Here is a 24304-nt window from a genome sequence, read left to right on the forward strand (position 1 = left end):
TTCACATTCTCTGCAAGCGGCTCAGAATCTCCGCCAGCGCCGCACGTCCCGGCGCCCTACTGGTCTGATCACGTAAAGCCGAATTCGCTGGGTCCACCCAGCACCACAATTCGGGCCCGAACTGGTGGATACCCGCCGCCTCGACTGCTCTGCGGTTGCGCACCGCCCGCTGACCGCTGGCCAGCTCGAACTCCTTGGCCAGCAATGGACGTAAATGCCGGTCCCATTCGGCGCGCGTACCGTCCGCGCGATCGGCGAGCATCTGTGCCCTGGCCCGCCAGCGCCGCAGAATCTCCGCGGGACCGTTCTCCATCTCCTCGACGTCGGAGTCGTCCCCCGCGTCGAACTGATCGCGCAGCGACCAGACCAGCCAAACCAGAGCTACCGCCACCGGGATACTCGCGACGACCAGCAACAGCTCCCGCGCTCGTCCCACTGCGAGCAGTTCGACCACCACAACGGCGATCACGCAGGCGATCACGGCTCCTATCCGGGTCACGCGGTCTCCTTTCTCGCATGATCGGGGTCCTCCATGGTCATGCTGCGCTGCCGCCTCCGAGCCTGACCACTCATCGGGGCACCATCCCTTCCGCAGCCTGACCGGTCAGGTGGTTGTCTCTCATGTGAGTACCTCTCCGCGCAGGTCTGCGAGCACGATGCGCAGCAGCTGTTCGGCCCGCATACGCTGCCACTCCAACATGGCGTGCGGGCTGAACCTGGCCTCTTCGAACAGTGCGACCAGCTCACGTGCGGACGCGTCGCGCAACGCGCCTCGTTCGAACGCTCGGGCCAGCACCTCCATCGGGGTGTCCGAGATCAGTGGAGCGGTGGAACGGTCGAAGGCGAGTCCGCGCTCCATCGCGAGATAGCAGGCGATAATCGCGGTACGCGCGTCCTGGCCGGGCGCATTCATCGCGGCAAGACCCAGCTCAGCCGCGCGGGCCAACGAATCGACCTCAGTAGGCGCCGCCAGGTCCGGTGACGCCGGGGCAGGAACGGGCCTACGCCGCGCCGATACCACGACCACGACCGCGCCGGCAGTGGCGACCGCCAGCAAACCCGCGGCCGTGATCTCGGCCAGCAGGCGCGTCGCGCCGTGCAACTCCGGCGACTGCGTGTCCGGCTCATCCGGCGGGGCGCTGCCCAGCTCCGGCGGGGCTTCGGTAGTAGCGGCAGGCGGTGCGGGGGGCACGGGTTCACTCGAACGGGGCGGGGCGATGAAGTAGATCGCGACCGCGGCGGCGAGCAGCAAGGTAAGCAGCATCAACGCCCCGAGCACTACCAGCCCTACCCGTCCGAGCCGCCCCTGCCGGTGCTCGTCGTGGCGCTGCGGTGCCGGCGTGGCCAGCGGCAGCCGGTGCTGACTGGCGATTACCCCGGCCAGCAGGATCACCATCGACACGGTCAGCAGCACCGGCATGAGTGCGACCGACAGCGCGGAGGGAATACGTCCACCCGACTCGGATTCAACAATTCCTGGGATGTATCCTCGCAGTGCGAGAGCAGCGCAGGCCAGCAGCGCGATCAATACGATCACGCGCGATACCAGCGTGTGCCCCCAGGTCACAGCGTTACCACCAAATCCGAGTACTGCTCGTTCCAGCCACATAGTTTCATGTCGAACGGTCTACTCGGGACGAAATCGAATACATCCAGCCCCCTATCCCACTGTGGCCGTGCTGGAGTTCCGCAAGTCGACCGCAGCGCGGGCGGCTACCCGGCCACTGCGGGCGCGAACCGGGACAGTGCGCCCAACCTGCTGATCAGCCGTGCGATATCCGGTATGCCCCTGACCTCCCGCACCAGCTCGTCCAGTGGGGCGGAGGCGACCACTGTGAGCTCACGGTCGGCGTCATAGAGAACATCGATCACATTCACCAAACGCATCACCTGATCCGGCACAGCCGTGCGCAACAGCGGGATATCGCGGATCTCCCAACGGCGAAACCGCTGGGCAAGAGCTACGTAATCCGCAGGAGAGGTCGGGACACCACATAAACCGGCGAAGTCGATCACGATAGTAGTGCCATGCGCGGCAATCGCACGCACGGTTCGCCCGCCGAGGACTATCCCGACAGCCGATTCGCTCGCCCGTTGCTCAGCGACCGAATTTCCTTGCTCCGCAACAGAATTTTCCGGGCTACTCGTAGGCGTGGGCAGTGTGGCACCGGCGGTCTCGACGAGATCTTGTCCTGGAACCAGGAGATATCGCCCGGCCGTGAATCCGGTGCGGGAACTGACCCGCGCACCGAGGGCGCGGTAGTCGACCGGACCATCGACTGACAGTACGTCCATACCCGCGAGAATGCGCTCGATCGTCGGCACGAAACGATCATGGAACAGCGGATTGGGCAACAAATCGTGCGGCGGATAGTTCGACGTCGACACCAGCAGGACGCGACGGGCGAACAGCACGTCCAGCAGCCGCGCGAGCAGCATCGCGTCCCCGATGTCGTGCACGTGGAATTCGTCGAAACAAACCACCAGGGCATCGCCGAGCAGTGCGTCCACTGCAGCATGGAGTGAGCCCAATTCATGCTTTGCGGCATGCAATTCGGCGAAGAATTGGTGGAAGTGATAGCGCCGCTTGCGTTCCGAAGCCACTGCGGCGAAGAACCAGTTCATCAGCATGGTCTTGCCCCGCCCCGGCCTGCCGTACAGGTAGACGCCACGTGAACGACGGATCGGCTTGCCGCGCCGGTCCAACGCCTCCCGCAACCGTACCGCTGCCCGCACCTGGTTGGAATCCCATTGCATGACATCAAGTTCCATGACTCCTCCTCGGTTCTCTGCATTTGTAGAGGACCGATGCAACGGCCACCAGAAAGAGTGAGCATGTCCACAAACGACCGACGGACACGACTACTGGATGCGGCCATCGACGTCATCGCGACCAAAGGAATCCACGCACTCATCCACCGTGCGCTGGATACCGAACTCGACCTGCCCGCAGGCTCGTCCTCGTACTATTTCCGCACCAGACACGCACTACTCACGGGTGTCGTGGATCGTATCGCAGCCCGTTCCCGCGCCGACTTCACCGCCGCCGGGCTCAGCGCCCCTGCCGCGACGGCAATCAACGCGGACTGCCCAGGCATGCCCGACCCCGGACTGGTCGCTCGCAGGATCGCGATATGGGTCGATCGGCTGCTCACCGAACGTGGTAGCCATCTGATCGCCCGGCACGCCCTATTGGCGGAACTACGTGCCGATCCTGAATTACGCGCTCGTCTCGCACATGGTTTGTTCTCGGTCGAGCGGGCACGAGAACTGTTTCGCGCCAGCGGCCACCCCGACCCGGAAACAGCCGCCGCGGACTTCATAGCCGTGCTGGAGGGCGCGGTCTTCGACCACTGCACCGGTAACCGCGCCTGCCTCACCCCCGGCAGCGGGGCCGGCATCGATCAGCTCACACACTTGCTGTCGGTGTACCTGCGCGCCCAGTGAACGATACCGAATTCCGGATAGCCTCACCGCCAGCCACGTTCGGAATACCGCTCGCCGCGACCTTGGGCACGAATCGCGATCAGCGGGTATTCGATAGTGTCCTTCGGCAACTCGTTCAGCGGAAACCAGCCCAGCTCATAGCATCTGTCCAGCTCCTGGTTGACCGGCTCGCCGGTCCACCGCGAGGTCTCGAAGAACAACCCGAGCCGTGATTCCTGGCCGGGTCCGGTCATATGCACAGCGTGCACGAAGCGCAGATCATCCGGATCGATCTCGACTCCGACTTCCTCTCGCGCCTCCCGCGCCGCCCCCGCGGTCGCAGACTCCCCCGCATCCAGTTTCCCCGCGGGAAGCTGCCAGCACCTGTCGAACTCGTCGGCGGTGCGCCGTCTGCTCAGCAGCAACTCACCTGACCGAATGAGCAGGACATGAACGTCAACCAGGTGGCGGTGGATCATCGGCCCTCTCCTCTCGGCGACAGCACTCCAACCCATGTCCCGACGATTCGCCTGACCGCGGCTGCGGCCGGTAGGGATCGTTGCGGCGTTTCTGTCTTTCAGCGTAGTGGCTGCGGGTGTGCAGCCTTCCCCAACTCGCAAAGTTGGTCAGGAAGCAGAGAGGACGAGCCCGGAGGTCGGTACGCCGGTACCCGCGGTGACCAGAATGTTCTCCAGGTCCGCTACCGGGTTGACCGAAGTGCCGCGGATCTGTCGAACGGCTTCGGCGATGCCGTTCATGCCATGGATATAGGCCTCGCCGAGTTGTCCGCCATGCGTGTTCAACGGCAAGCGTCCGCCGACCTCGATAGCACCGTCGGCGATGAAGTCCTTCGCCTCACCACGACCGCAGAAACCGAGCTCCTCCAGCTGCATGAGGACAAAGGGCGTGAAGTGGTCGTAGAGAACGGCTGCCTGCATGTCCTCTGGTCGCAGACCGCTTTGTGCCCAGAGCTGATCGCCGACCAAGCCCATCTCCGGCAAACCAGTCATGGCGTCGCGGTAGTAGCTGGTCATCACATACTGATCGGCGCCGGAACCCTGTGCGGCCGCGGCGATTACAGCGGATGGCTGCGGCAGATCCCGAGCGCGCTCGACGCTGGTCACCACGATCGCGACACCGCCATCGGACTCCTGACAGCAATCCAACAAGTGCAGTGGCTCGGCGATCCATCGAGAATTCTGGTGATCGGCCAAGGTGATCGGCTTGCCGTAGAAGAACGCGGCCGGATTGACCGCGGCGTGTTTACGGTCGGCGACCGCGACCCGGCCGAAATCCGCGCTGGTGGCCCCGTAGACGTGCATATAGCGCCTGGCGACCATCGCTACCTGCGCGGCAGGGGTGCCGAGCCCTTGCGGGTAGGACCAGCCCGCGTCGATGCCCGACGAAGTGGGCGCGGTGGCCAGCGCCGTGGAGAACTGGCCGAACCGCGATACCGAACGTTCATTGAACGCGCGGTAGGCCACGACCACCTCAGCTATGCCGGTAGCCACCGCCATAGCTGCCTGCTGCACGGTGGCGCAGGCCGCGCCACCGCCATAGCCGATATGGCTGAAGAAGGTCAGCTGCGGGATACCGACCGCCCTAGCCACAGCGGCCTGGGTATTGGTATCCATGGTGAAGGTGGTCAGGCCGTCCACATCGGCCGCCGTCAGGCCCGCGTCCGCCAGCGCCGCGGTTACAGCCTCGGCGGCCAGCCGCAGCTCACTGCGGCCGGAATCCTTGGTGAAGTCGGTGGCGCCGACACCCACGATGGCCGCACGCCGGGAAATGCTCTGCTCGGTCATTGTCCCTCCACACCATGATCGGCCCTCGGCAAAGCGATGACGACCGTGGCCTTGATGTGATCACCGAGACTATCCTTGCCGATCACATCGAGGTGGATATCATCACCGTCCAGCGCGGTCACCGTACCGGTGAGTATCAGCGTGTCTCCCGCGTACAACGGCACGCCCAGCCGCAGCGCGATGGATTTCATGATCGCGCGCGGACCGGCCCAGTCGGTGACGAACCGCTCCACCAAGCCGGTGTCGGTGAGAATATTGACGAAAATGTCCTTGGAGCCTTGTGCGACAGCTTTGTCCCTGTCGTGATGCACATCCTGGAAATCCCTTGTGGCCAGAGCAGTGCTGACCACGAACGTGGGATCAGCGTCGATCACCAGCTCCGGCAGCACGGCGCCGACCCGTACGGCTGCGGGCTCGATAGTGGCGGTCATGCGGTCACCTGCCAGAACGGCAGAGTCGCCTCGTCGTCGAGTCGCTCGAACCCCACTTCGACCGGCAGACCCACCCGCGCTTCGGCGGGATCGATCCCCCGCAGCTCTCCGAGCATGCGCACGCCCTCCTCCAATTCGACCAGTGCGACCACGAACGGCAGCTGCCGCCCTGGCACCTTCGGCGCGTGGTGTACCACGTAACTGAATACGGTGCCGCGCCCGGAGGCGACGACGTAATCCGACGGCTTCGACTTGTCCTGCCAGATAGCCGGAATGGGCGGGTGCCGCAATGATCCGTCCGGCAGCCGCTGGATGCGTAGCTCACCGACTTCCGTTCCAGCCCAAAAGAATTCGGTGTCCCGGGAGATCATCGGTTTGACCCGTCGCTCGGGAGTGGATTTCGGCTCCGCGGTACCCGGTGCGAATTTCAACAACCGGAACAACATTTCGGCGACTACTTCGTCACCAGACCGCCAGGTGGTCTGAAAGGTAACGAACCAGCCCTCGCCCAGCGCGGTCTGCTTCGGTCCACTCAGATCCGACAGTCTGCTGGTGGCCGAAACCTCCTCGCCGATCTGGAGATAACGATGGTAGGTCTGCTGACAATCGGTCCCGACCACGGAGGTGTATCCCGCTGCGTCGAGCATCTGGATGGCCGCACCCATCGGGTCGTCGTCGGGACGAGAGCCCCTGAGTCCGAACATGGTCCATACCTGGGCCATAGCGGGCGGCGCGACCACGCCGGGATGTCCGGCGGCGCGGGCCGCCTCCGCATCGACATAGATGGGATTGGTATTGCCCAGCGCTTCTAGCCAATTGTTGATCATCGGCTGGTTCACCGGATCACGTCCGAAACGAGGCGTGGACTCACCCGCCGCCTGTATCGCCTCAGCCGCGGCGATGATCGCTTCCGGAGTAGCGGTTTCCGGCATGCCGGACTCCTTCGTTCACTAGCGGGGTACTCGGGGCAGCCGGAGGCCGGAGGAGGCGACCAGCTCGCGCATCACCTCGTTGACGCCACCACCGAAAGTGACCACGAGGTTCTGCTTGGTCCTGCGGTCCAACCAGGTCAGCAGTTCACCTGTGGCCGGGTCGGCGGGGTCGCCGTAGCGGCCGACGATCTCTTCGGCGAGCCTGCCCGCCTCTTGTAGCGCTTCGGTGGAGAAGACTTTGGTGGCTGAGGCATCGGCGATCACCTGGGACTGGTCGTCCACAGCGGTCCCTGGCGAGGAACGAGACCACACGGAGCCGTGTGTACTCGGTCCCGCCGCACCTGCGGCCACCTGCCAATTCAGCAGTTCGTTCAGCCGGACCATGGCGTGGATACGACCGAGCGATCGGCGCACATCGAGGTGGCCGAGCGCACCATGCGACTGTGCCCAATCCCGCACCCGATCGTAGAGCTGCTCGATCTTGCCGGACGGCCCCAGACTCACCCGTTCGTGATTGAGCTGCGTCGTGATCAGCTTCCAACCCTGGTTCTCTGCACCGACCAGCATGGACGCGGGGACCTGCACGTTGTCGAAATAGGTCGCGTTGGTGTGGTGCGCACCGTCGCAGGTGATAATCGGTGTCCACGAGTACCCGGCCGCAGTGGTGTCCACGATCAGGATCGTGATGCCCCGGTGGCGCGACTGCGCTGGTCCAGTGCGGCAGGCCAGCCAGACATAGTCGGCTTCATGCGCGCCTGTGGTGAAAATCTTCTGCCCGTTGACGATCCAGTCCCCGGCTTCGTCGCGGACAGCCGATGTACGCAACGCCGCCAGATCAGTGCCCGCCTCGGGTTCGGAGTAACCGATCGCGAAATGGATATCGCCGGAAAGGATTCCAGGCAGGAACTGCTGCTTCTGTTCCTCGGTGCCGAACTGCTGCAGAGTAGGACCGACGGTCAAGAGGGTTACCAGCGGAAGCGGGACATCGGCCCGTACTGCTTCATTGAAGAAGATCTGCTGCTCGACCGGCCCGAAACCCTGCCCGCCGTATTCCTTCGGCCAGCCGACACCGAGCCAGCCGTCGCGCCCCATCCGCCGCACCACCGCACGGTATGCCTCGCCGTGCCGGTTCACCGCCATCTCGGCCTCCTCCTGCGGCGTCACGAGATCGGCGAAGTATTTGCGCAGTTCGTCGCGCAATCGGCACTGTTCGGTGGTCAGATCGATGAACATCGTGCTCCCAATCGATCGAGTCGGAACGATGCTCCGCCGAGCCAGCGGGCAATGTCCTTGGCCTGCGAGTAATAGCGATGCATCGGGTGGGTGACATCGACGCCGAGACCGCCGTGCAGGTGGTGGCATTTCTGCATAGCGGAAGGCAGTTCGGCGGTGATGGTGTAGGCCAGGATCTCCAGGTCGTCATCGATGCGCTCACGGTGTTTTCTGCTCGAACCACCCTGGGCAAGAGCCCAGTTCGCCGATACCGCAGCGACATGCATGGTACGCGAAACGACGTACAGATCGGCGATCTGCTGAGCCACCGCCTGGAACTGCGCCAATGGCCTGCCGAACTGTTCGCGGGTTCGCAGGTGCTCGGCAGTCAAGATGATCGCGCCGGTGAGCAATCCATCGGCTACTGAACCGATCGAAGCGAGCGCGAGCCGGTGCAGATCGGCGAGTCCGGAGGGCCAGAGCTGCTCGGCGGGAATCTCCACCTGATCCAGCACCACGGTGTATTCGGGAACACCACCGGAGACCGGCGTCGGCGTCATAGTGACCCCATCGGCATCCGAATCAACCAGGGCGATACCGGAATCGGTTGGCACGAGCAGCCAGCGCGCCTGTTCGGCATAAGGTACAGACACCTTGCAACCGCGCAGCCGTACCGTCGTACCCCCTGTGACAGCGTTGGTCTCCGGCCTATCGGTGAACGGCGCCGCCGGTTCGCTCAGTGCGGCCGTGAGCACCGTCCCCTGGGCGACCTCCGGTAGTACGCGGGCAAGGATGTGCTCCGGCGCGGAGGCGACCAAAGGCAGCACACCGAAGCCGAGCGTGGGCAGGGCCGCGACCGCGACCGCGTCCATCGCCAGCTCGGTGAGCAATACCGATACCCCTAGCAATCCCATACCGTCCCCGTCGTACTGCTGGGGTATCGGCAGGGAAAGCAGGCCTGAGTCGGCCAGCCGCGGCCATAGCCCCATATCGCGTGCGGGCTCGCGCTCCAGCAAGCTCACGACGACTTCGGCTACTGCGTCCTGACCCTCGTCCCTGGTGAAATCCACGCTTTTCTCCGAGTTGTCTCGATGGCTAATTGTCCGCGTCACGAGGCAGCCCCAGAATCCGCTCAGCGGCGACGGTAAGCAGAATCTGCTCGGTTCCACCAGCGATCGACAGGCAGCGAGTAAGCAAGAACTCCTTGGTTATCTCGGTATCAGTCGCGCCTGCCTGTCCTGCGATCTCGACAGCGAATTCCGCGACGGCTTGCCGGTGTCGCACCCCGACCAGCTTGCGCACGCTGCTCTGCGCGCCAGGATCACCACCGACCAGAATCTTCAGCGTGGCCCGTTGCTCCAGTAAAAGTCCGGCGACCGCTTCGGCGACAAAACCGCCGAGCCGGTCGTTCAACAGTTCCGCACCAGGGCCCGTGGCGGGCGTTTTCGCGATCAATTCCTCTAGTACCGGCCCGATTCCACCGCCACTCATCGCTACCCGCTCAGTGGACAGGGTAGAGCGGGCGATCCGCCAGCCGTTGTTCACCGCGCCGACCACGCAATCGTCCGGGACGAATACGTCGTCGAGGAAAACTTCACTGAAGCGCGCCTCGCCAGTGATCTGCACCAGCGGGCGGACCTCCAGCCCAGCGCTGCGCATGTCGACGAGGAAGTAGGTGATGCCACGATGCTTGGGCATGTCAGGATCAGTACGAGCCAGGCAAATCGCCCAATTCGCCTGGTCCCCCAAAGAAGTCCATACTTTCTGCCCACACAGCACCCAGCCTCCGTCCACCTTTTTCGCGGTAGTACGCAAGGCGGCCAGATCCGAGCCCGCCTCGGGTTCGCTGAACAGCTGGCACCAGACCACCTCACCGCGCAGCGTCGGCCAAGCGAATCTGTCGACCTGCGCTCGGGTGCCGTGTTGCAGCAGCGTGGGTATCGCCCAGCCGCCGATGGTCAGGTCCGGCACCGCGAGCCCCGCGCGGCGCAGCTCCTCGGCAATCACCAGACCGGTCGCTGGATCCGAGGCGCGGCCATAGGGCCGGGGCCAATGCGGCATGACCAGTCCTGCCTCGACCAGCTCGGTACGCTGCCGATCGGCGGGCAGCGCCGCAATCCTGGCGAGCTCGGCTTCCAAACCGTACGTGCTGTCGTCGTCCACCGCGGCCACCCCCTCTGCGGCGAAGACCTGATCGGCGCCGGTAGCGCGCCGCCGGCCTTGGCGGGTCAACTCGGTAACCCTGGCCCGCCAGCGCGGCGAGCCACCGAGCAGCTGCCGCAGCGCCAACGCTCTGCGCAAATAGAAATGCGCGTCGTGCTCCCAGGTGAAGCCGATACCGCCGAGCACCTGGATACAGTCCTTGGCGGTCTCGACCGCCGCGTCCAGCGCGATGGCTGCCGCGATCGCGGCAGCGATCGGCAATTCGGCGCCACCATCGTCCACGGCCGCCGCGACATCGGCCGCGACAGCGCGAATGAGTTCGGTCCGACAAAGCATCCAGGCGCAGATGTGCTTGACCGCCTGGAATGATCCGATCTTGCGCCCGAACTGCTCCCGCACCTTGGCATAGCCGACTGCGGTCTCCAGGCACCAGCCCGCGATACCGGCCAGCTCGGCGGCAGCCAACGCCACGAACAGATCCTCGACCGCGTCCGGCACGCTGAACACCAGGTCTGCCGGCACTCGTAGCTGCGCACAGTGCACCCGGGCCAGTGGCGTGCTCGGGTCGAGCGGTGCGAGCGGCTGGACCTGCAGACCGTCGGCCTCCGGCGGGATCAGACACCAGCGCCGCCCCTGCGGGAGCTCGACCGGCAGCAGCACGGCGGTGCCCGGTGCAGCACCGAGCACCCACTCACAGGTGCCCGTGAGCACCAGCACATCGTTCGCGGTAGTGCTCACGGGTAGGCTCACCGGCGAATCGACAATGCCGTCGAGCGCGATGCCGCAGGGCAGGTCCTCGTCTAGGTGCCCCGCAGTGATCAGATTGGCCAGAACCGTCGTGAGCACGGGGCCACCGACCAGATCATGCGCCGCCTGCTCGAGCAGGACAGCAAGGTCGGTGAACGAGCCGCCCGCCCCGCCTGCCTCCTCGGCCACTGCCACACGGAAGACCCCGAGTTCGGCCAATGCGGGCCAGTAGGTCCGCCAGAAATCGACCTGACCGGCCCGCATTGTTGCAATTGGGCGGACCGACTCCGCCCACCCTCGCATCGACTCCTGAACGGCTTTGTGCTCTTCAGTGGTGGCGATGGTCACACTCCATACCGCCTTTCCGGCGTGACTCCCACACCTAGAACATGTTCTAATATCCTAGCCGGGCGTAAGTCAAGAGACCATCGCCGCAATGACAGACCGCGCACGCAGCAGACGAAACGATCTTTTTCGGAAAGGACTTTCATCAATGGCCAGCCCGTCTCGTTCGCAACCAGCCGACCCGAGCGTGGCACTACCCACCGCGACAGTCACCACGCTCAGCGAGGATGAACTGAGCTCGGCGGCTCAGCGTGAGCGGCGCAAGCGGATTCTGGACGCGACCTTGGCACTCGCTTCGAAGGGCGGTTACGACGCGGTCCAGATGCGAGCAGTGGCCGAGCGCGCCGATGTCGCGGTCGGCACGTTGTACCGGTATTTCCCCTCGAAGGTGCACCTGCTGGTGTCGGCACTGTCCCGCGAATTCGAGCAGATCGAGAGCAAGCGCAGGCCGCTTGCCGGACAGACACCGCAGGAACGCATGCACCTGCTGCTGACCCAGATCACCCGGATGATGCAGCGCGACCCGCTACTCACCGAAGCCATGACTCGCGCATTCATGTTCGCCGACGCCTCTGCCGCAGCCGAGGTAGACCGCGTCGGCAAGGTGATGGACCGGGTATTCGCACGTGCGATGAACGACGGCGAACCCACCGACCGGCAGATGGGCATCGCGCGGGTCATCAGCGATGTGTGGTTATCGAACCTGGTGGCCTGGCTGACCCGGCGCGCATCGGCCACCGACGTCACCGAACGACTGGAACTCACTGTCGACCTGCTGCTCAGCGACCGTAACCAGTAAACCGGGTAACGCGGAGGCAGAATCGTCAACGCGTTCAGCGAATTAGCTGCCCGGCCACGCGCCCCTGCGCGGATCGCCTGTCCCGCGACAAAGCTCACCTGCTCCGAACCGACCGCTCTCAGCCGCGTAGATCCTTTGGATATCGGTCCTGGCGCACACGCTATAGCGCGCACAAGGACCGGCACGCTTCGGTGTGAATTCGACGCAGTATTGTTTCTCACGCCCCCCGGAAAAAACTCCTCCGATCACTAGGTTGGATGCGTGAGCGCACAGGATCTGCCACTGGAACTTCGTCGTGCACTTTCGACGGTCGCGCGGGTGCCACGATTGCTGGTCGCATCGGACTACGACGGGACACTCGCGCCCATTGTGTCCGACCCGACCAAAGCCTTTCCCCATCGGGAATCGGTGAGCGCGTTACGAGCACTCGCCGGCCTTACCGGAACCACCGCCGCTGTGATCTCTGGTCGCGCACTGCGGGATCTCGCGGCATTGTCCAGGCTGCCGATCGAAGTACAACTGATCGGCAGCCACGGCTCGGAGTTCGACGTCGGCTTTGTGCACGCCATCGATAACGACGCCAAACAGCTGCTCCGCGAGATCCAGTCGGCGCTGAATCAGATCGCCGTGGACAATCCCGGCGTCACGGTCGAGATCAAACCAGCCAGTGTCGCATTGCACGTGCGCAACGCGAGCCCGGAGATCGGGCATCGCGCGCTGACCCAGGTCCGGCTCGGCGCGGCATCCTGGTTCGGCGTGCAGGTCACCGAAGGCAAGGCCGTCATCGAACTGGCGGTGGTGCAGACAGATAAAGGCGTAGCGCTGGACACCGTTCGACATCAGGCGGGCGCGTCGGCCGCAGTGTTCTTCGGCGACGACGTTACCGACGAGAAGGCCTTCCGAGTGCTGTCCGGGCCCGATGTCGGCATCAAAGTCGGCAACGGCGAGAGCTTGGCCAAGTTCCAGGTGGGCAATACCGAGGCCGTGGCCTGCGCGCTGGCATACCTGCTCGAAGAGCGCCGCACCTGGCTGGCAGGCGCGAGCGCGCCGCGCATCGAACGACTGACCATGCTGGCCAGCCCGCGCTCGGTAGCACTGCTTACCCCGGACGCGACTGTAACCTGGCTGTGCCATCCGGAACCGGATTCAGCGGCGGTGTTCGCGCATTTGCTCGGCGGCACGCAGGGCGGTCACTTCACCATCGAACCGGAGCGGCCCGGCCTTCCGCTCTCACAACGTTATCTCGATGGCACAATGACTGTCGAAACCCGTTGGGCCAGTTTGCAAGTTGTCGACTATCTGCCACATGACGTCGCACCGAACCGTACCGATCTGACTCGGGTGATCACCGGGCACGCGAAAGCAGTGGTCACCTTCGCCCCACGCCCGGAGTTCGGCCAGGTGCCGGTGAGTATCGAAGCCCAGGGAGACGGGCTGCGCGTACACGGCACCAACGATCCGATCGCCCTGCGTTCCCCCGACGTGCGATGGGAAATCGTCTTCGACGGAACCCATGAGTCCGCACGAGCTGTCATCGATCCTTCCCGGGGGCCGGTTGTACTCGAATTACGCTGCGGTACCAGCGATCTCGATCCGGCCGCAGTCGACGAGCCGCAGCGGCGACAGGATGCGGAGCGCTACTGGACGAAGTGGGCCGCACAGCTCGCGCTGCCGCCGCTGAAGCCGGATCTGATGAAGCGCTCCGCACTGACCCTGCGGGGTCTGGTGCACGCTCCATCCGGCTCGATCCTCGCCGCGGCCACTACCTCGCTGCCCGAGGACATCGGCGGCGTGCGCAACTGGGACTACCGCTACTGCTGGCTGCGCGATGCGGCCCTGACCGCACAAGCGCTGGTCTCGCTGGGCTCGTTCGAAGAGGCCGAGGGCTTCCTCGGCTGGGTATACCAGGTGCTGGAGACCCTGCCAGGGCCTGAGCGTCTACACCCGCTGTACACGCTGTACGGCGAGACGCTGCCGCCGGAGGCATCGATCGACCAGCTGCCCGGATACGCGGGCTCCCGTCCGGTGCGTGTAGGCAACGCGGCGAACATGCAAGTACAGCTGGATGTCTTCGGTCCGATCGTCGACCTCATCGCGACTCTGGCTCATGCCAGGGAGTTGCGTGGGATCACCGACCCCGCCGGTGTGTTGCCGGACGCGGACTGGGAACTGGTGCGTGCCATGGTCTCGGCAGTACAGCACCGCTGGCAGGAGCCCGACCACGGTATCTGGGAGATCCGCGGCAACCCCCGCCATCACGTGTACTCGAAGGTGATGGGCTGGCTGACCGTCGACCGAGCGTTGACCTTGGCCCAGAAGTTCGATCGCGAGGCCGATCCGGCCTGGGTGGCGTTGCGCGACACTATCGCTGACGAAGTGAAGATCAAGGGCTGGAACGACGAGGTGCAATCTTACACTGCGGCCTACGACGGCACCGATCTGGACGCGGCGACCCTGCACATCGGGCTGAGCGGACTGATCGATCCATCCGATCCGCGCTTCGCGGCGACCGTTGTGGCGACCGAGGCCGAGCTGCGCAGCGGTTCGACCGTGTACCGCTATCGTCACGACGATGGCCTGCCCGGCGGCGAAGGTGGATTCCACTTGTGCGCGGCCTGGCTGGTCGAGGCATACCTGCTGATCGGAAAGCGCTCGGATGCCGAGGCATTATTCGCCCAACTGGTCGATGTCGCGGGCCCGACCGGGCTGCTCAGCGAGGAGTACGATCCGGTGGCCGAACGATCGCTCGGCAATCACCCGCAGGCCTACAGCCACCTCGGTCTCTTGCGCTGCGCGCAGCTGCTCGGACAACCAGTGGGGGCCGCGCTGGTCTGACCGCACAACTCTCAGGGCCCGCGAGCGCTTTCGTGTTCGCGGGCTCTTCATATTCTGGATCCGGCGCGGTACGGCGCGATACCGATTGACGCCCCCTGCTAAAGTTAAACGGTAACGATTTCCATTATCTAGTGCAGTACCGGGAGTGTCCCCACGTGAGAACCCGATTCGCCATGAAATGCGCAGGCATCGCCGTGGGGCTCGCCTCCACCATGACCCTCACCGCCTGCGACGGCACACCTGATGAAGGCAAGCCGATTGTCGTTGCCTCCACTAATGTCTGGGGCGATATAGCAACCACCATCGCTGGTCCTGACGCCACCGTCCGAGCACTGATCACCGATCCTTCCGCCGACCCACATTCGCATGAGACCTCCGCTGTGGAGTCGGCTGCGCTGCGCGACGCCGACCTGGTGGTCTACAACGGTGGCGGCTATGACGAATTCGCCGAGAAAGCGGTGGCGGGTACGACCACCCGCACAGTGGACGCATTCGCACTCCGAGTCGACAAAAGCGATGATAACGAGCATGTCTGGTACGACATGAATACTGTCGAGGTGGTCGCAGACCGGATCGCGACCCAACTCGGCGAGTTGGACCCGGCTAAAGCCACCACCTACACCGAGCGTGCGACAACATTCCGCAACCAGCTCGCCACAATCACCGCCATCCTCGACAAGCTCGCCGCCGAGCACCCGGAAACGCCGGTACTGCAGACCGAACCGCTCGCGCATTACCTCTTGGCCGCAGCCAAGGCCAAGGATCTGACGCCACATGAGTTCCAAGAGGCCATCGAGCAAGAGACCGACCCCGCGCCCGCGGCCGTCGCAGCCACCAGGGATCTACTCACCAGCAAGCGAGTACGTGCACTGATCTACAACACACAGACCAGCAATAAGATCACCGAGAACCTGCGTGACATCGCCCGCCACACGGGCATCGACATCATCGAAGTAACCGAAACAATACCTAACGGTATGAATTACATACAGTGGCAAACAGCGAATGCGCGAGCTTTCGCTATCGGGCTGGGCTGAGCGAATGAGCAACAGAGTCGAGCTGATCGAGCCAACAGCACCACAGCGGCGAGCAGAGTCCAGTGCTGACGAGAATGGTTCAGCCGCCGTGCACCTGGAATCCGCCCGATTGTCATTCGGTAATCGCACGCTCTGGCAAGAGCTGAATCTTACTATCGCCCCTGGTGAATTTGTCGCCGTCCTCGGACCGAACGGATCTGGTAAAACCTCCTTACTGAAGGTACTGCTCGGTCAGCTCGCATTGAGTTCGGGCACCGTCCGGATCGCGGGCGCGCCCGCGCGCACCGGCAATCCGGACCTCGGTTATGTGCCGCAACAGAAAACAATTGACGCCGGAGTGCAATTACGTGGTATCGATCTGGTCGGTTTGGGCGTCGACGGGCACCGCTGGGGACTCGGGCTGCGCGCGCGAGCGGAACGTAAGCACAGGGTGACCGCAGCCATCGCGGATGTCGGCGCGCAACATTTCGCGCACGCACCACTGGAATCCATGTCCGGCGGTGAACAACAGCGGCTGCGGGTGGCACAGGCTCTGGTCGGCGACCCGAAGGTGCTGCTGTGCGATGAACCACTGCTCAGCCTGGACCTGGCCAATCAGCGATTGGTCGCCGAGCTGATAGATCGCAGGCGACGTACCCACGCCACCTCAGTGCTTTTCGTAACACACGAGATCAATCCGATTCTGCCGCTGGTGGATCGGGTGCTGTACCTGGTTGACGGACAGTTCCGGATCGGGACGCCGGAGGAGGTGATGACCTCGGCGGTATTGTCGGAGCTGTACCGGACCGAGGTCGACGTTGTCCGAGTTCGCGGGCAGTTGGTAGTTGTCGGCACCGGCGACACAATGGACGCGCTAGGCACAGCGGGTGGACACTGCCACGGCGCCGCGGGTGACGGATTCGCTCAGGGTGTTTCCCAGCCGGATGGGACGCTGCCCACCCGTGCCATGGCGCCACACAGTCCTGCTCGGAGCACGGCCGACCTGATCGATAGCAGCGGTGGCCATAACGCCAGTGCCACCGCATCAGTCGTGCACTCGGATGCGCGCGGAGTGCGCTCATGATCGACAAACTGTCCGGTGTCATCACGAAGTTGCTGGATTTCCCGACTACCGCGAATCTGCTGTCCTACGACTTCGTCCAGCAGGCCCTGCTGGCCGCAGCGTTACTCGGGCTGCTGTCCGGGGTGATCGGTCCGCTGATCATCAGCAGGCAGATGTCTTTCGCTGTGCACGGCACCAGCGAGCTATCGCTGACCGGCGCTGCCGCCGCGCTGCTGGCGGGCATCGGAGTCGGCCTCGGCGCTATCGCGGGCTCCGTGGTCGCGGCCGTGCTCTTCGGTTTACTGGGAACCCGTGCGAGAGAACGTGACTCGGTAATCGCGGTGATACTCTCGTTCGGCCTCGGACTTTCGGTGTTGTTTCTGTGGTTAGGCCCCGATCGTGCCGGATCGAAGTTCTCGCTGCTGACCGGGCAGGTGGTCAGCGTCGGTAACGACGGTCTCGGCCTGCTCGCCATCTGCACGGCAGTGGTGCTCGTAGTGCTCGCGTTCGTCTACCGACCGCTCCTGTTCGCCAGCTCTGATCCCGAAGTAGCGGTGGCGCGAGGAGTTCCGGTGCGCATGCTGTCGATCGTGTTCGCCGTGCTGCTCGGCATCACAGCGGCGTTCGGGGTGCAGATCGTCGGAGCGCTGCTGGTACTCGCACTACTGATAACCCCAGCCGCCGCGGCGGCACAGCTCACCGCGAATCCCGCTACAGCGACGATACTTGCCGTGATATTCGCCGAGTTCTCCGCAGTCGGCGGGATTATCTTGTCGCTGGCACCCGGTGTTCCGGTCTCGACATTCGTCACTACAATTTCGTTCCTGATCTACCTGGTCTGCCGAGCACTCGGCACCTATCGACGCAAGGCTGCCCGAGTCCGATGATTTCCCCCACGCAGCCATCACCATTGATCCCGATCTTTTGACGACAGGCGACCTCCTGGCCACCGAAGCCACCTTCGAGGGCGCAAATTCCCGCACCGAACCGGCAGTTGTCCCGGTCGGCTACCATCCTGTGACATGTGTCCGGAACTGCACGTCGATGTCTCCGCAGGAGTCGCCGTGCTCACTCTCAACCGGCCTGCGCAGCAGAATGCCATCACCCCGGTGATGGTCACTGGACTGAGCACCGCACTGCAACGCTGCGATGCGGAAGACGCTATCCGTGCCGTGGTCCTCACTGGCACCCCGCCCGCGTTCTGCGCGGGCGCGGACCTATCCGATCGGGTCGGTGCGGTCAGCGCGGCCATCGACCCGCCGCCATGGCGAATCCGCAAACCGGTGATCGCGGCGGTGAACGGGCACGCAGTAGGCATCGGCTTGGCGCTTGCGTTACAGTGCGACCTGCGATACATGGCGCGTGATGCGGTGTACGCGCTCAATCAGGTTCGCCGCGGCGTCCTGGTCGACGGCGGTGCCCATTGGTTACTTCCCCGCCTGATCGGCATGGCGAATGCGGCCGACATCATGCTGACCGGTCGCCTCTTCGACGGCGACGAGGCGAAAGCACTTGGTTTGGCCAATAGCTGCCTCCCGGCGGGCGAAGTGCTGCCGACAGCGCTCGCTGTCGCGCACGACATCGCCACCGGCCCGGCTCCACTTCCGGTGGCGTTATCCAAGCGGCTGCTGTGGGAGGGGCTGAGGATGAACCCGGAGGTGGTCAGCCGACTGGAGGTCGAGCTCAATCAGGATGTCGCCGAGAGCATCGATGGTAACGAGGCCATGATCGCGTTTCGCAATCGTAGACAGCCGCGCTGGTCCGGCAGCGTCAGCACGGAATGGCCCGGCTGGGACCACACCGGAGAACGCGAACCACCCAAAGGTTCAGGCATTACCTTTGAGGAGGATAAGTAGGTACAGCGTTGCCAGGCAGATCATCAAGACGGTGCCGACAATGCCGAGAATATAGCCGACCATCACCTGGGTACGGCCGCCATACGCACCGCCGGACTTCTCGATCTGATCCAGCGCCCGCTTACCCATCGCCCACGCCACCGGCCCTGTTATCCCGAAACAGAGAATGCTGAGCGCGCCGAGAACCAGCACCGCCGTCGCATTGGGATGCTCGACCGGTTGACCGATAGGCTGATTCGGTATCACCACCAGCCGAATTCTACGGGGCGCTCACGACTTTGCGTAGATTTCTCCAGTCGTCTGGTATCTTCGGGCTAACTCCAACACAGCGACTCCGCTGAGCTGGCATAGCGTCAACAGCGTTTGCGTTATCGAGCCCGCCCGGACTCCCACGGCATTCAGCTTCGGCGCTGCCGGGCAATTTCCGAGAGCACCACACCTGCGGCGACCGAGGCGTTGAGTGATTCCACCGGACCAGCCATCGGAATGGACAAGATCGCGTCGCAGGTCTCACGCACCAAGCGGGACAAGCCCTTGCCCTCCGAACCGACTACCAACACAATCGGCTCGCGGCCGTCGAAGCCGTCCAAGAGGGTACTGCCGCCTGCGTCCAAACCGATGACCTGAATGCCCTGTCCAGCCCAATCTTTCAAGGTGCGAGTCAGGTTCGTCGCGCGTGCGACCGGAAGCCGGGCCGCAGCACCCGCACTGGTGCGCCAGGCCACCGCGGTGACGCTCGCGCTGCGCCGCTGCGGGATCAGCACACCATGCCCGCCGAAGGCCGCTACCGAACGGATCACCGCGCCTAGATTGCGCGGATCGGAGATATTGTCCAATGCGACCAACAGTGCAGGCGCCGCCGCATCGCGAGCCCGATCGAGCAGATCATCCGGATGAGCGTAACGGTACGGCGGCACCTGCAAAGCAAGGCCCTGATGCAATCCATTGGCACTCAACCGATCCAGATCGGTGCGCGGCACCTCCAGGATAGAGATGCCCCTATCGGCGGCGCTGCGCACACTCTCGGTCAATCGATCGTCGTTCTCGGCGCCGACCGCGACGTACAACGCCGTCGCGGGCACCCCCGCACGCAAGCACTCGACTACCGGATTGCGCCCGAGTACCAGCTCCGGGCCGTCGTCGCTCCTGCGTCCCGCAGGTCGGCCCTGACCACCGCTGCCGGATGGGCGGCCCTGAGCAGCTCTGGCTTTCGCAGCCGCCCGCTTGGCAGCGGGATGCTTGGTTCGCTTCTCGGCCGGCGGCGTCGCGCCGCGCCCCTCCAGTCCACGCCTGCGCTTGCCGCCGGAGCCGACCACCGCACCCTTCTTGCTGCCGCCTTTGCGCACCGCGCCTCGACGCTGTGAATTGCCTGCCATTACGTGGCCTTTCCAGTTCGCGGTGTGCCGAGCGACCATTCTGGACCGTTGACGGTATCGGTGACCTCGATACCAGCGGACCACAAGCGCGCACGTACGGCGTCGGCGTTTGCCCAGTCCTTTGTCTCTCGTGCTGCTTGGCGGCGGTCCAATTCCGCGCGCACCAGCACGTCCAGGGCATCCAACGCAGCCGAGGAATCTCCTTGCGTATGCCAGTGCGGATCGAGCGGGTCGACACCCAGAATGCCGAGCATGGCACGTACCTGACTGGCCAGATCACGGGCAGAGTCGAGCGCCTCGGCTTCCAGTGCCTTGTTGCCCTCGTGCACCACCCGATGAATCTCGGCCAGCGCTTTCGGGACGGCGAGATCGTCATCGAGGGCAGCGGTGAACCCATCGGTCCATTTACCCACCGGAATCTCGCCTACCCGGTCGAGCACCCGGTGCACAAAAGCCTCGACACGCTGGTAGGTCTGCGCCGCATCGGTGAGCGCCTGATCCGAATACTCCAGCATCGAGCGGTAATGCGCGCTGCCGAGGTAGAACCGGAGTTCGACGGCGCGAATCCGGGCGAGCACGTTAGGCACCGAGAGCACGTTGCCCAGCGACTTGGACATCTTCTCTCCGCCCAAAGTCACCCAGCCGTTGTGCAACCAGTACCTGGCGAAACCAGCACCGGACGCCTTCGACTGAGCGATCTCGTTCTCATGGTGCGGGAATACCAAGTCCATACCACCGCAGTGGATATCGAACTCCGAACCCAGATAGTACTCGGCCATGGCGGAGCACTCGAGATGCCAGCCGGGACGGCCGGGTCCCCATGGAGAGAGCCAGTTGGGCTCACCCGGCTTGGCAGCCTTCCATAGGGTGAAATCGCGTGGATCGCGCTTGCCTTCGCCCGCACTCTCACCCTGATGCACATCGTCGATCTTGTGGCCGGACAGCTTTCCGTACTCTGGGTAACTGACCACATCGAAGTAGACATTGCCCGCCGAGGCATAAGCATGTCCTCGTTCGATCAACCGCTGCATCATCTCGATCATCTGAGTGATGTGGCCGGTCGCGCGGGGCTCCACGGACGGCGGCAGCACGCCCAACTGTTCGTAGGCGCGGTCGAAGGCACGCTCGTGGGTCGCAGCCCACTCCCACCACGGCCTGCCCGCCTCGGCGGCCTTGGCCAGGATCTTGTCCTCGATATCGGTGACATTGCGGATGAACCAGACATCGTAGTCGTGCGCGAGCAACCAGCGTCGGAGCACATCGAACGCGACCCCACTACGTACATGACCGATGTGTGGCTCCCCCTGCACAGTAGCGCCACAGAGGTACACCGAAGCACGGCCGGGGACCAAGGGCACGAAAGCACGCATGGCCCGCGTATCGGTGTCGAAAAGGCGCAGAGTCACGGAAGCCGATCCTAACTGGTAGTCAAGGGTGTTCACGGACCGGCTCGGGGTCGGTAACGATCTGGGAACGGGATCAACGACAGTCGTGTAACAGAGCCGTCGCCACTGCGGCGACTCCCTCGCCACGACCAGTCAGCCCGAGACCATCGGTGGTCGTACCGGATACCGAGACAGGGGCGCCGAGTAGCTCGCCGAGCACCTGTTGCGCCTCAGCGCGCCTAGGCCCGATCTTGGGCCGGTTACCGATCACCTGGACCGCCGCATTGACCACCTCGAAGCCCGCTTCACCGAGCAGCCGACGAACTTCCTTAAGCATGGCCGCACCGGAGACACCCGCCCATTCCGGGCGCCCGGTACCGAATACCGCGCCGACGTCTCCGAGGCCGGCTGCGGACAGCAATGCGTCGCACAGCGCGTGCGCGGCGACGTCACCGTCCGAATGGCCCGCGCAGCCGTCGGCGCTGTCGAACAGCAGACCGGCCATCCAACAGGGACGTCCGGCTTCGATGGGATGAACATCGGTGCCGATGCCGACGCGCATGCTCACCGCGCCACCGCCTGGCCGGTATTTGCGCCGTTGCGCACCGCGACCGCGAGCAGGAGGTCGAGCGGAGTAGTGATCTTGAAAGCCAGTGGATCGCCGGGGATGGTGGCGACCGGGACACCCAGCCGCTCGACCAGTCCCGCGTCATCGGTGGCCTGGATACCGTGGGTCGCGTAGGCGCGGCGCAGCAGGTCGGCGGTGAAACCCTGCGGCGTCTGCACGGCGCGCAACTGCGCGCGATCGGGAGTGCCGGTCACCGCCCCTGTCTCGTCGATGGATTTGATGGTGTCGGCGACCGGGAGTCCAGGAACCACCGCTCGACGACCCGCGCGCAGCTGCGCGACCACCCGTGCGATCAGTTCGGGCGGCGTAAGAGCTCTAGCGGCGTCGTGCACGAGGAAATAGGCCGCTTCGGGCGCTGCGGCGAGACCAGCCCGCACCGAGTCGAGTCGTTCGGCGCCGCCTGCGACCACCTGCACCGAATCCGAGGGCGACAGCAGGGCAGCGGCACGGTCGGCGAATTCGGCGGGAACTATCACGATGATCCGATCGACCGCGGCGGAGGCGATCAAACCCTCCACCGCAAGCCGGACCATAGGTGTACCACCGACCGCGACGAACGCCTTGGGAGTCTTCTCACCAAGACGTACACCGCGACCCGCGGCAGGCACCAAGGCAACCACGGACCCGTCGACGGGACGAGTGCCGTTGTCAGGTGTGTTCACGGTCAGGAGGCCGCTGCGAGAACCTCGTCGAGTAGTGTCTCGGCCTTACCGTCATCGGTGCCCTCGGCCAGCGCGAGCTCGCCGACCAGAATCTGTCGAGCTTTGGCGAGCATGCGCTTCTCTCCCGCGGACAGGCCACGGTCCTGCTCCCGGCGCCACAGATCGCGAACGACCTCGGCCACCTTGTTCACATCGCCGGAGGCGAGCTTCTCCAGATTGGCCTTGTACCGACGCGACCAGTTGGTCGGCTCCTCGGTATGCGGTGCGCGTAGCACCTGAAAGACCCGGTCGAGCCCTTCTTGACCGACAACATCACGCACACCGACATCGTCGGCGTTCTCCGCGGGAACGCGAACAGTGAGATCGCCCTGGGCGACCTTCAGGACCAGATACTCTTTTTGCTCACCCTTGATGGTGCGAGTCTCGATTGCTTCGATCAGCGCCGCTCCGTGGTGGGGGTAAACGACGGTGTCTCCGACCTTAAACATCATGTGTCCCGTGCCCCTTTCGATGTTCACAGTTTAACATGCGACTCGATAACGGCGCGATCAACTGTGCAGGTCAGGGCCACAACGAGGCAACCGGGGGACTTGACAGACATCAAGTGATGTGCATTACCTTGTGCCAGAACGAGTTATCGCCTGGCCACACCGCCCCCCTCGCCGCTTCGGCGGTTCGGCATCCGCTCCGCAACCCCCGAAACTCAACCGAATTGTTACCGATCCGAAAGGTGTCGGTGGCGACGCTCCGGTGCCTGCCCGCGCTGCCCCGCGGTCGGCGGAGCGGCCTTGAACAGCGACCGGGTGCGAGTTGATGTAGCCCCCGCGCCTAGCTCGCCGAAGAAACTACTACGCTGCCTAGTTACTACGCTCCCGAGCAGAGCGGAGCCCGGTCGACATGGAGGGACAACCCGTGACTGCCCTGAACGCTGTGACCGCCCCGAACCCGAAGGGGACGCGACGTCGCATGGTGACGGTCGCCGCACTCGCCGCCGGAGCGGCACTCGCACTGTCAGGCTGCGGCGCGGGCCAGATCTCGCAGACCGCTAGCCAGGTCGCCGCAGTGAACGGCAACTACGCCAATATCGGACGCATCGCGCTGCGGAACGTACATATCGTGCATCCGGCCGAGGGCACCGAATACACCAATACCAAGGGCGGCAAGGCGGTCATCGCGCTGTCCTTCATCAACAACAGTCAGTCCGGCTCCGACAAGCTGGTCGGCATCACCACGGACCTCGGCACCGTCAAGATCACCCCGGCCGAGGGCAAGTCCGCTGTCGAGCTCGCCCCACAGCAGGTAGTCGTCGCCAAGAGCCTGCCCGGCAAGCATGACGCCGATTCGGCTACCGCCGAGTCCCGTAGTTCGAACGACACCAAGACCGCCACCGGCAATCCCGAGGACAACCCGATTCTCATCGAGATCACCGATCTGACCAAGGACATCATTCCTGGCCTGACCTACGACGTCTCGTTCAACTTCGAGAAGAACGGCACCGTCCAAGTGTCGGTGCCCGTAGACGCGGGCATCCACATAGAGCGGCACGAATCCGACTTGTCCGGGCCTGCCGAAATCGAGCACCAGAGCGGGCACTGATCGGACAACTGTCGGACGCGTTACGTA

At 64.3% G+C, this 24304-nt stretch carries 23 protein-coding genes and 1 pseudogene; 8 read left to right on the forward strand and 16 right to left on the reverse strand.

Features of this window, described 5'->3' with window-relative positions; all coding sequences use genetic code 11:
* Window position 1 precedes the first annotated feature (1 nt).
* From ACX4ZE_RS11475 to zapE, 3 genes are all read right to left on the reverse strand, one after another.
* Window positions 2-499, reverse strand: coding sequence for a hypothetical protein (locus ACX4ZE_RS11475; protein ID WP_480273355.1), 498 nt, complete (start codon window positions 497-499; stop codon window positions 2-4).
* Window positions 500-619: 120 nt separating this feature from the next.
* Window positions 620-1567 carry a DUF4129 domain-containing protein gene (locus ACX4ZE_RS11480; protein ID WP_480273356.1) on the reverse strand — a complete coding sequence of 316 codons (948 nt, stop codon included), beginning with the start codon at window positions 1565-1567 and terminating at the stop codon, window positions 620-622.
* Between the two features lie 146 nt (window positions 1568-1713).
* Entirely contained in the window at window positions 1714-2772 is a 1059-nt protein-coding gene (gene zapE / locus ACX4ZE_RS11485) for a cell division protein ZapE (RefSeq protein WP_480273357.1), read from the reverse strand.
* 63 nt (window positions 2773-2835) lie between these two features.
* Between zapE and ACX4ZE_RS11490 the strand changes: the two genes are divergently transcribed.
* Window positions 2836-3447 carry a TetR/AcrR family transcriptional regulator gene (locus ACX4ZE_RS11490; RefSeq protein WP_480273358.1) on the forward strand — a complete coding sequence of 204 codons (612 nt, stop codon included), beginning with the start codon at window positions 2836-2838 and terminating at the stop codon, window positions 3445-3447.
* A gap of 23 nt (window positions 3448-3470) precedes the next feature.
* Here the strand turns inward: ACX4ZE_RS11490 and ACX4ZE_RS11495 are convergent, their stop codons facing one another.
* The 7 genes from ACX4ZE_RS11495 to ACX4ZE_RS11525 all read right to left on the reverse strand — a co-directional run bounded on the left by ACX4ZE_RS11495 (window position 3471) and on the right by ACX4ZE_RS11525 (window position 11064).
* Window positions 3471-3905, reverse strand: a complete 435-nt coding sequence (locus ACX4ZE_RS11495) for an NUDIX hydrolase (RefSeq protein ID WP_480273359.1) — start codon at window positions 3903-3905, stop codon at window positions 3471-3473.
* A gap of 147 nt (window positions 3906-4052) precedes the next feature.
* The gene (locus ACX4ZE_RS11500) at window positions 4053-5231 is read right to left on the reverse strand and encodes a lipid-transfer protein (protein ID WP_480273360.1); all 1179 of its coding nucleotides are present in this window, start codon (window positions 5229-5231) and stop codon (window positions 4053-4055) included.
* Window positions 5228-5662 (reverse strand): MaoC family dehydratase, encoded by a 435-nt coding sequence (locus tag ACX4ZE_RS11505; protein WP_480273361.1) that lies wholly within the window; start codon window positions 5660-5662, stop codon window positions 5228-5230. Before ACX4ZE_RS11505 ends, ACX4ZE_RS11500 begins: the two co-directional genes overlap by 4 nt.
* A complete protein-coding gene (locus tag ACX4ZE_RS11510; RefSeq protein ID WP_480273362.1) occupies window positions 5659-6594 on the reverse strand; it encodes a bifunctional MaoC family dehydratase N-terminal/OB-fold nucleic acid binding domain-containing protein in 936 nt (311 codons plus the stop codon). Before ACX4ZE_RS11510 ends, ACX4ZE_RS11505 begins: the two co-directional genes overlap by 4 nt.
* Window positions 6595-6612: 18 nt before the next feature.
* Window positions 6613-7827 carry an acyl-CoA dehydrogenase family protein gene (locus ACX4ZE_RS11515; protein ID WP_480273363.1) on the reverse strand — a complete coding sequence of 405 codons (1215 nt, stop codon included), beginning with the start codon at window positions 7825-7827 and terminating at the stop codon, window positions 6613-6615.
* Window positions 7812-8876 (reverse strand): acyl-CoA dehydrogenase family protein, encoded by a 1065-nt coding sequence (locus ACX4ZE_RS11520; protein WP_480273364.1) that lies wholly within the window; start codon window positions 8874-8876, stop codon window positions 7812-7814. The genes ACX4ZE_RS11515 and ACX4ZE_RS11520 overlap by 16 nt, the downstream gene beginning before the upstream one ends.
* 25 nt (window positions 8877-8901) lie before the next feature.
* Window positions 8902-11064 carry an acyl-CoA dehydrogenase family protein gene (locus ACX4ZE_RS11525; RefSeq protein WP_480273365.1) on the reverse strand — a complete coding sequence of 721 codons (2163 nt, stop codon included), beginning with the start codon at window positions 11062-11064 and terminating at the stop codon, window positions 8902-8904.
* 145 nt (window positions 11065-11209) lie between these two features.
* On the opposite strand from ACX4ZE_RS11525, the gene kstR reads away from it, so the two are divergent.
* From kstR to ACX4ZE_RS11555, 6 genes and pseudogenes are all read left to right on the forward strand, one after another.
* Complete coding sequence (gene kstR / locus ACX4ZE_RS11530; protein WP_480273366.1) at window positions 11210-11860, forward strand: cholesterol catabolism transcriptional regulator KstR; 651 nt, start codon at window positions 11210-11212, stop codon at window positions 11858-11860.
* Between the two features lie 261 nt (window positions 11861-12121).
* A complete protein-coding gene (otsB, locus tag ACX4ZE_RS11535; protein WP_480273367.1) occupies window positions 12122-14695 on the forward strand; it encodes a trehalose-phosphatase in 2574 nt (857 codons plus the stop codon).
* A 155-nt stretch (window positions 14696-14850) separates the two neighbouring features.
* The gene (locus ACX4ZE_RS11540) at window positions 14851-15732 is read left to right on the forward strand and encodes a metal ABC transporter solute-binding protein, Zn/Mn family (protein WP_480273368.1); all 882 of its coding nucleotides are present in this window, start codon (window positions 14851-14853) and stop codon (window positions 15730-15732) included.
* A gap of 4 nt (window positions 15733-15736) precedes the next feature.
* A pseudogene (locus ACX4ZE_RS11545) lies at window positions 15737-16603 on the forward strand (metal ABC transporter ATP-binding protein); the annotation flags it as partial.
* Window positions 16604-16791: 188 nt separating this feature from the next.
* Window positions 16792-17661, forward strand: a complete 870-nt coding sequence (locus tag ACX4ZE_RS11550) for a metal ABC transporter permease (protein WP_480273369.1) — start codon at window positions 16792-16794, stop codon at window positions 17659-17661.
* A 135-nt stretch (window positions 17662-17796) separates the two neighbouring features.
* Window positions 17797-18630 (forward strand): enoyl-CoA hydratase/isomerase family protein, encoded by an 834-nt coding sequence (locus ACX4ZE_RS11555; protein WP_480273370.1) that lies wholly within the window; start codon window positions 17797-17799, stop codon window positions 18628-18630.
* Here ACX4ZE_RS11555 and ACX4ZE_RS11560 read toward each other — a convergent pair.
* The 6 genes from ACX4ZE_RS11560 to ACX4ZE_RS11585 form a co-directional block, all read right to left on the reverse strand.
* A complete protein-coding gene (locus tag ACX4ZE_RS11560; RefSeq protein ID WP_480273371.1) occupies window positions 18601-18879 on the reverse strand; it encodes a DUF4190 domain-containing protein in 279 nt (92 codons plus the stop codon). The two genes, ACX4ZE_RS11555 and ACX4ZE_RS11560, sit on opposite strands and share 30 nt — an antisense overlap.
* Before the next feature lie 149 nt (window positions 18880-19028).
* Window positions 19029-20006, reverse strand: a complete 978-nt coding sequence (gene rlmB / locus ACX4ZE_RS11565) for a 23S rRNA (guanosine(2251)-2'-O)-methyltransferase RlmB (protein WP_480273372.1) — start codon at window positions 20004-20006, stop codon at window positions 19029-19031.
* Window positions 20006-21412 carry a cysteine--tRNA ligase gene (gene cysS, locus ACX4ZE_RS11570; RefSeq protein ID WP_480273373.1) on the reverse strand — a complete coding sequence of 469 codons (1407 nt, stop codon included), beginning with the start codon at window positions 21410-21412 and terminating at the stop codon, window positions 20006-20008. Before cysS ends, rlmB begins: the two co-directional genes overlap by 1 nt.
* Window positions 21413-21485: 73 nt before the next feature.
* Window positions 21486-21953 (reverse strand): 2-C-methyl-D-erythritol 2,4-cyclodiphosphate synthase, encoded by a 468-nt coding sequence (gene ispF / locus ACX4ZE_RS11575; RefSeq protein ID WP_480273421.1) that lies wholly within the window; start codon window positions 21951-21953, stop codon window positions 21486-21488.
* 2 nt (window positions 21954-21955) lie between these two features.
* Entirely contained in the window at window positions 21956-22681 is a 726-nt protein-coding gene (gene ispD / locus ACX4ZE_RS11580; protein WP_480273374.1) for a 2-C-methyl-D-erythritol 4-phosphate cytidylyltransferase, read from the reverse strand.
* A 2-nt stretch (window positions 22682-22683) separates the two neighbouring features.
* Entirely contained in the window at window positions 22684-23172 is a 489-nt protein-coding gene (locus ACX4ZE_RS11585; protein ID WP_028476308.1) for a CarD family transcriptional regulator, read from the reverse strand.
* 421 nt (window positions 23173-23593) lie between these two features.
* Here ACX4ZE_RS11585 and ACX4ZE_RS11590 point away from each other — a divergent pair, with 421 nt between their 5' ends.
* Window positions 23594-24277, forward strand: coding sequence for a copper chaperone PCu(A)C domain-containing protein (locus ACX4ZE_RS11590; protein ID WP_480273375.1), 684 nt, complete (start codon window positions 23594-23596; stop codon window positions 24275-24277).
* Window positions 24278-24304: the final 27 nt, after the last annotated feature.

The sequence above is a fragment of the Nocardia sp. TBRC8007 genome, assembly GCF_056629435.1.

Bases quoted from the DNA above. Each gene is read 5' to 3' on its own strand.
- zapE (WP_480273357.1), bottom strand. From the start codon at position 2,772: ATGGAACTTGATGTCATGCAATGGGATTCCAACCAGGTGCGGGCAGCG.
- ACX4ZE_RS11490 (WP_480273358.1), top strand. From the start codon at position 2,836: ATGTCCACAAACGACCGACGGACACGACTACTGGATGCGGCCATCGAC.
- ACX4ZE_RS11495 (WP_480273359.1), bottom strand. From the start codon at position 3,905: ATGATCCACCGCCACCTGGTTGACGTTCATGTCCTGCTCATTCGGTCA.
- ACX4ZE_RS11500 (WP_480273360.1), bottom strand. From the start codon at position 5,231: ATGACCGAGCAGAGCATTTCCCGGCGTGCGGCCATCGTGGGTGTCGGC.
- ACX4ZE_RS11505 (WP_480273361.1), bottom strand. From the start codon at position 5,662: ATGACCGCCACTATCGAGCCCGCAGCCGTACGGGTCGGCGCCGTGCTG.
- ACX4ZE_RS11510 (WP_480273362.1), bottom strand. From the start codon at position 6,594: ATGCCGGAAACCGCTACTCCGGAAGCGATCATCGCCGCGGCTGAGGCG.
- ACX4ZE_RS11515 (WP_480273363.1), bottom strand. From the start codon at position 7,827: ATGTTCATCGATCTGACCACCGAACAGTGCCGATTGCGCGACGAACTG.
- kstR (WP_480273366.1), top strand. From the start codon at position 11,210: ATGGCCAGCCCGTCTCGTTCGCAACCAGCCGACCCGAGCGTGGCACTA.
- ACX4ZE_RS11550 (WP_480273369.1), top strand. From the start codon at position 16,792: ATGATCGACAAACTGTCCGGTGTCATCACGAAGTTGCTGGATTTCCCG.
- ACX4ZE_RS11555 (WP_480273370.1), top strand. From the start codon at position 17,797: ATGTGTCCGGAACTGCACGTCGATGTCTCCGCAGGAGTCGCCGTGCTC.
- rlmB (WP_480273372.1), bottom strand. From the start codon at position 20,006: ATGGCAGGCAATTCACAGCGTCGAGGCGCGGTGCGCAAAGGCGGCAGC.
- ispF (WP_480273421.1), bottom strand. From the start codon at position 21,953: ATGCGCGTCGGCATCGGCACCGATGTTCATCCCATCGAAGCCGGACGT.
- ACX4ZE_RS11585 (WP_028476308.1), bottom strand. From the start codon at position 23,172: ATGATGTTTAAGGTCGGAGACACCGTCGTTTACCCCCACCACGGAGCG.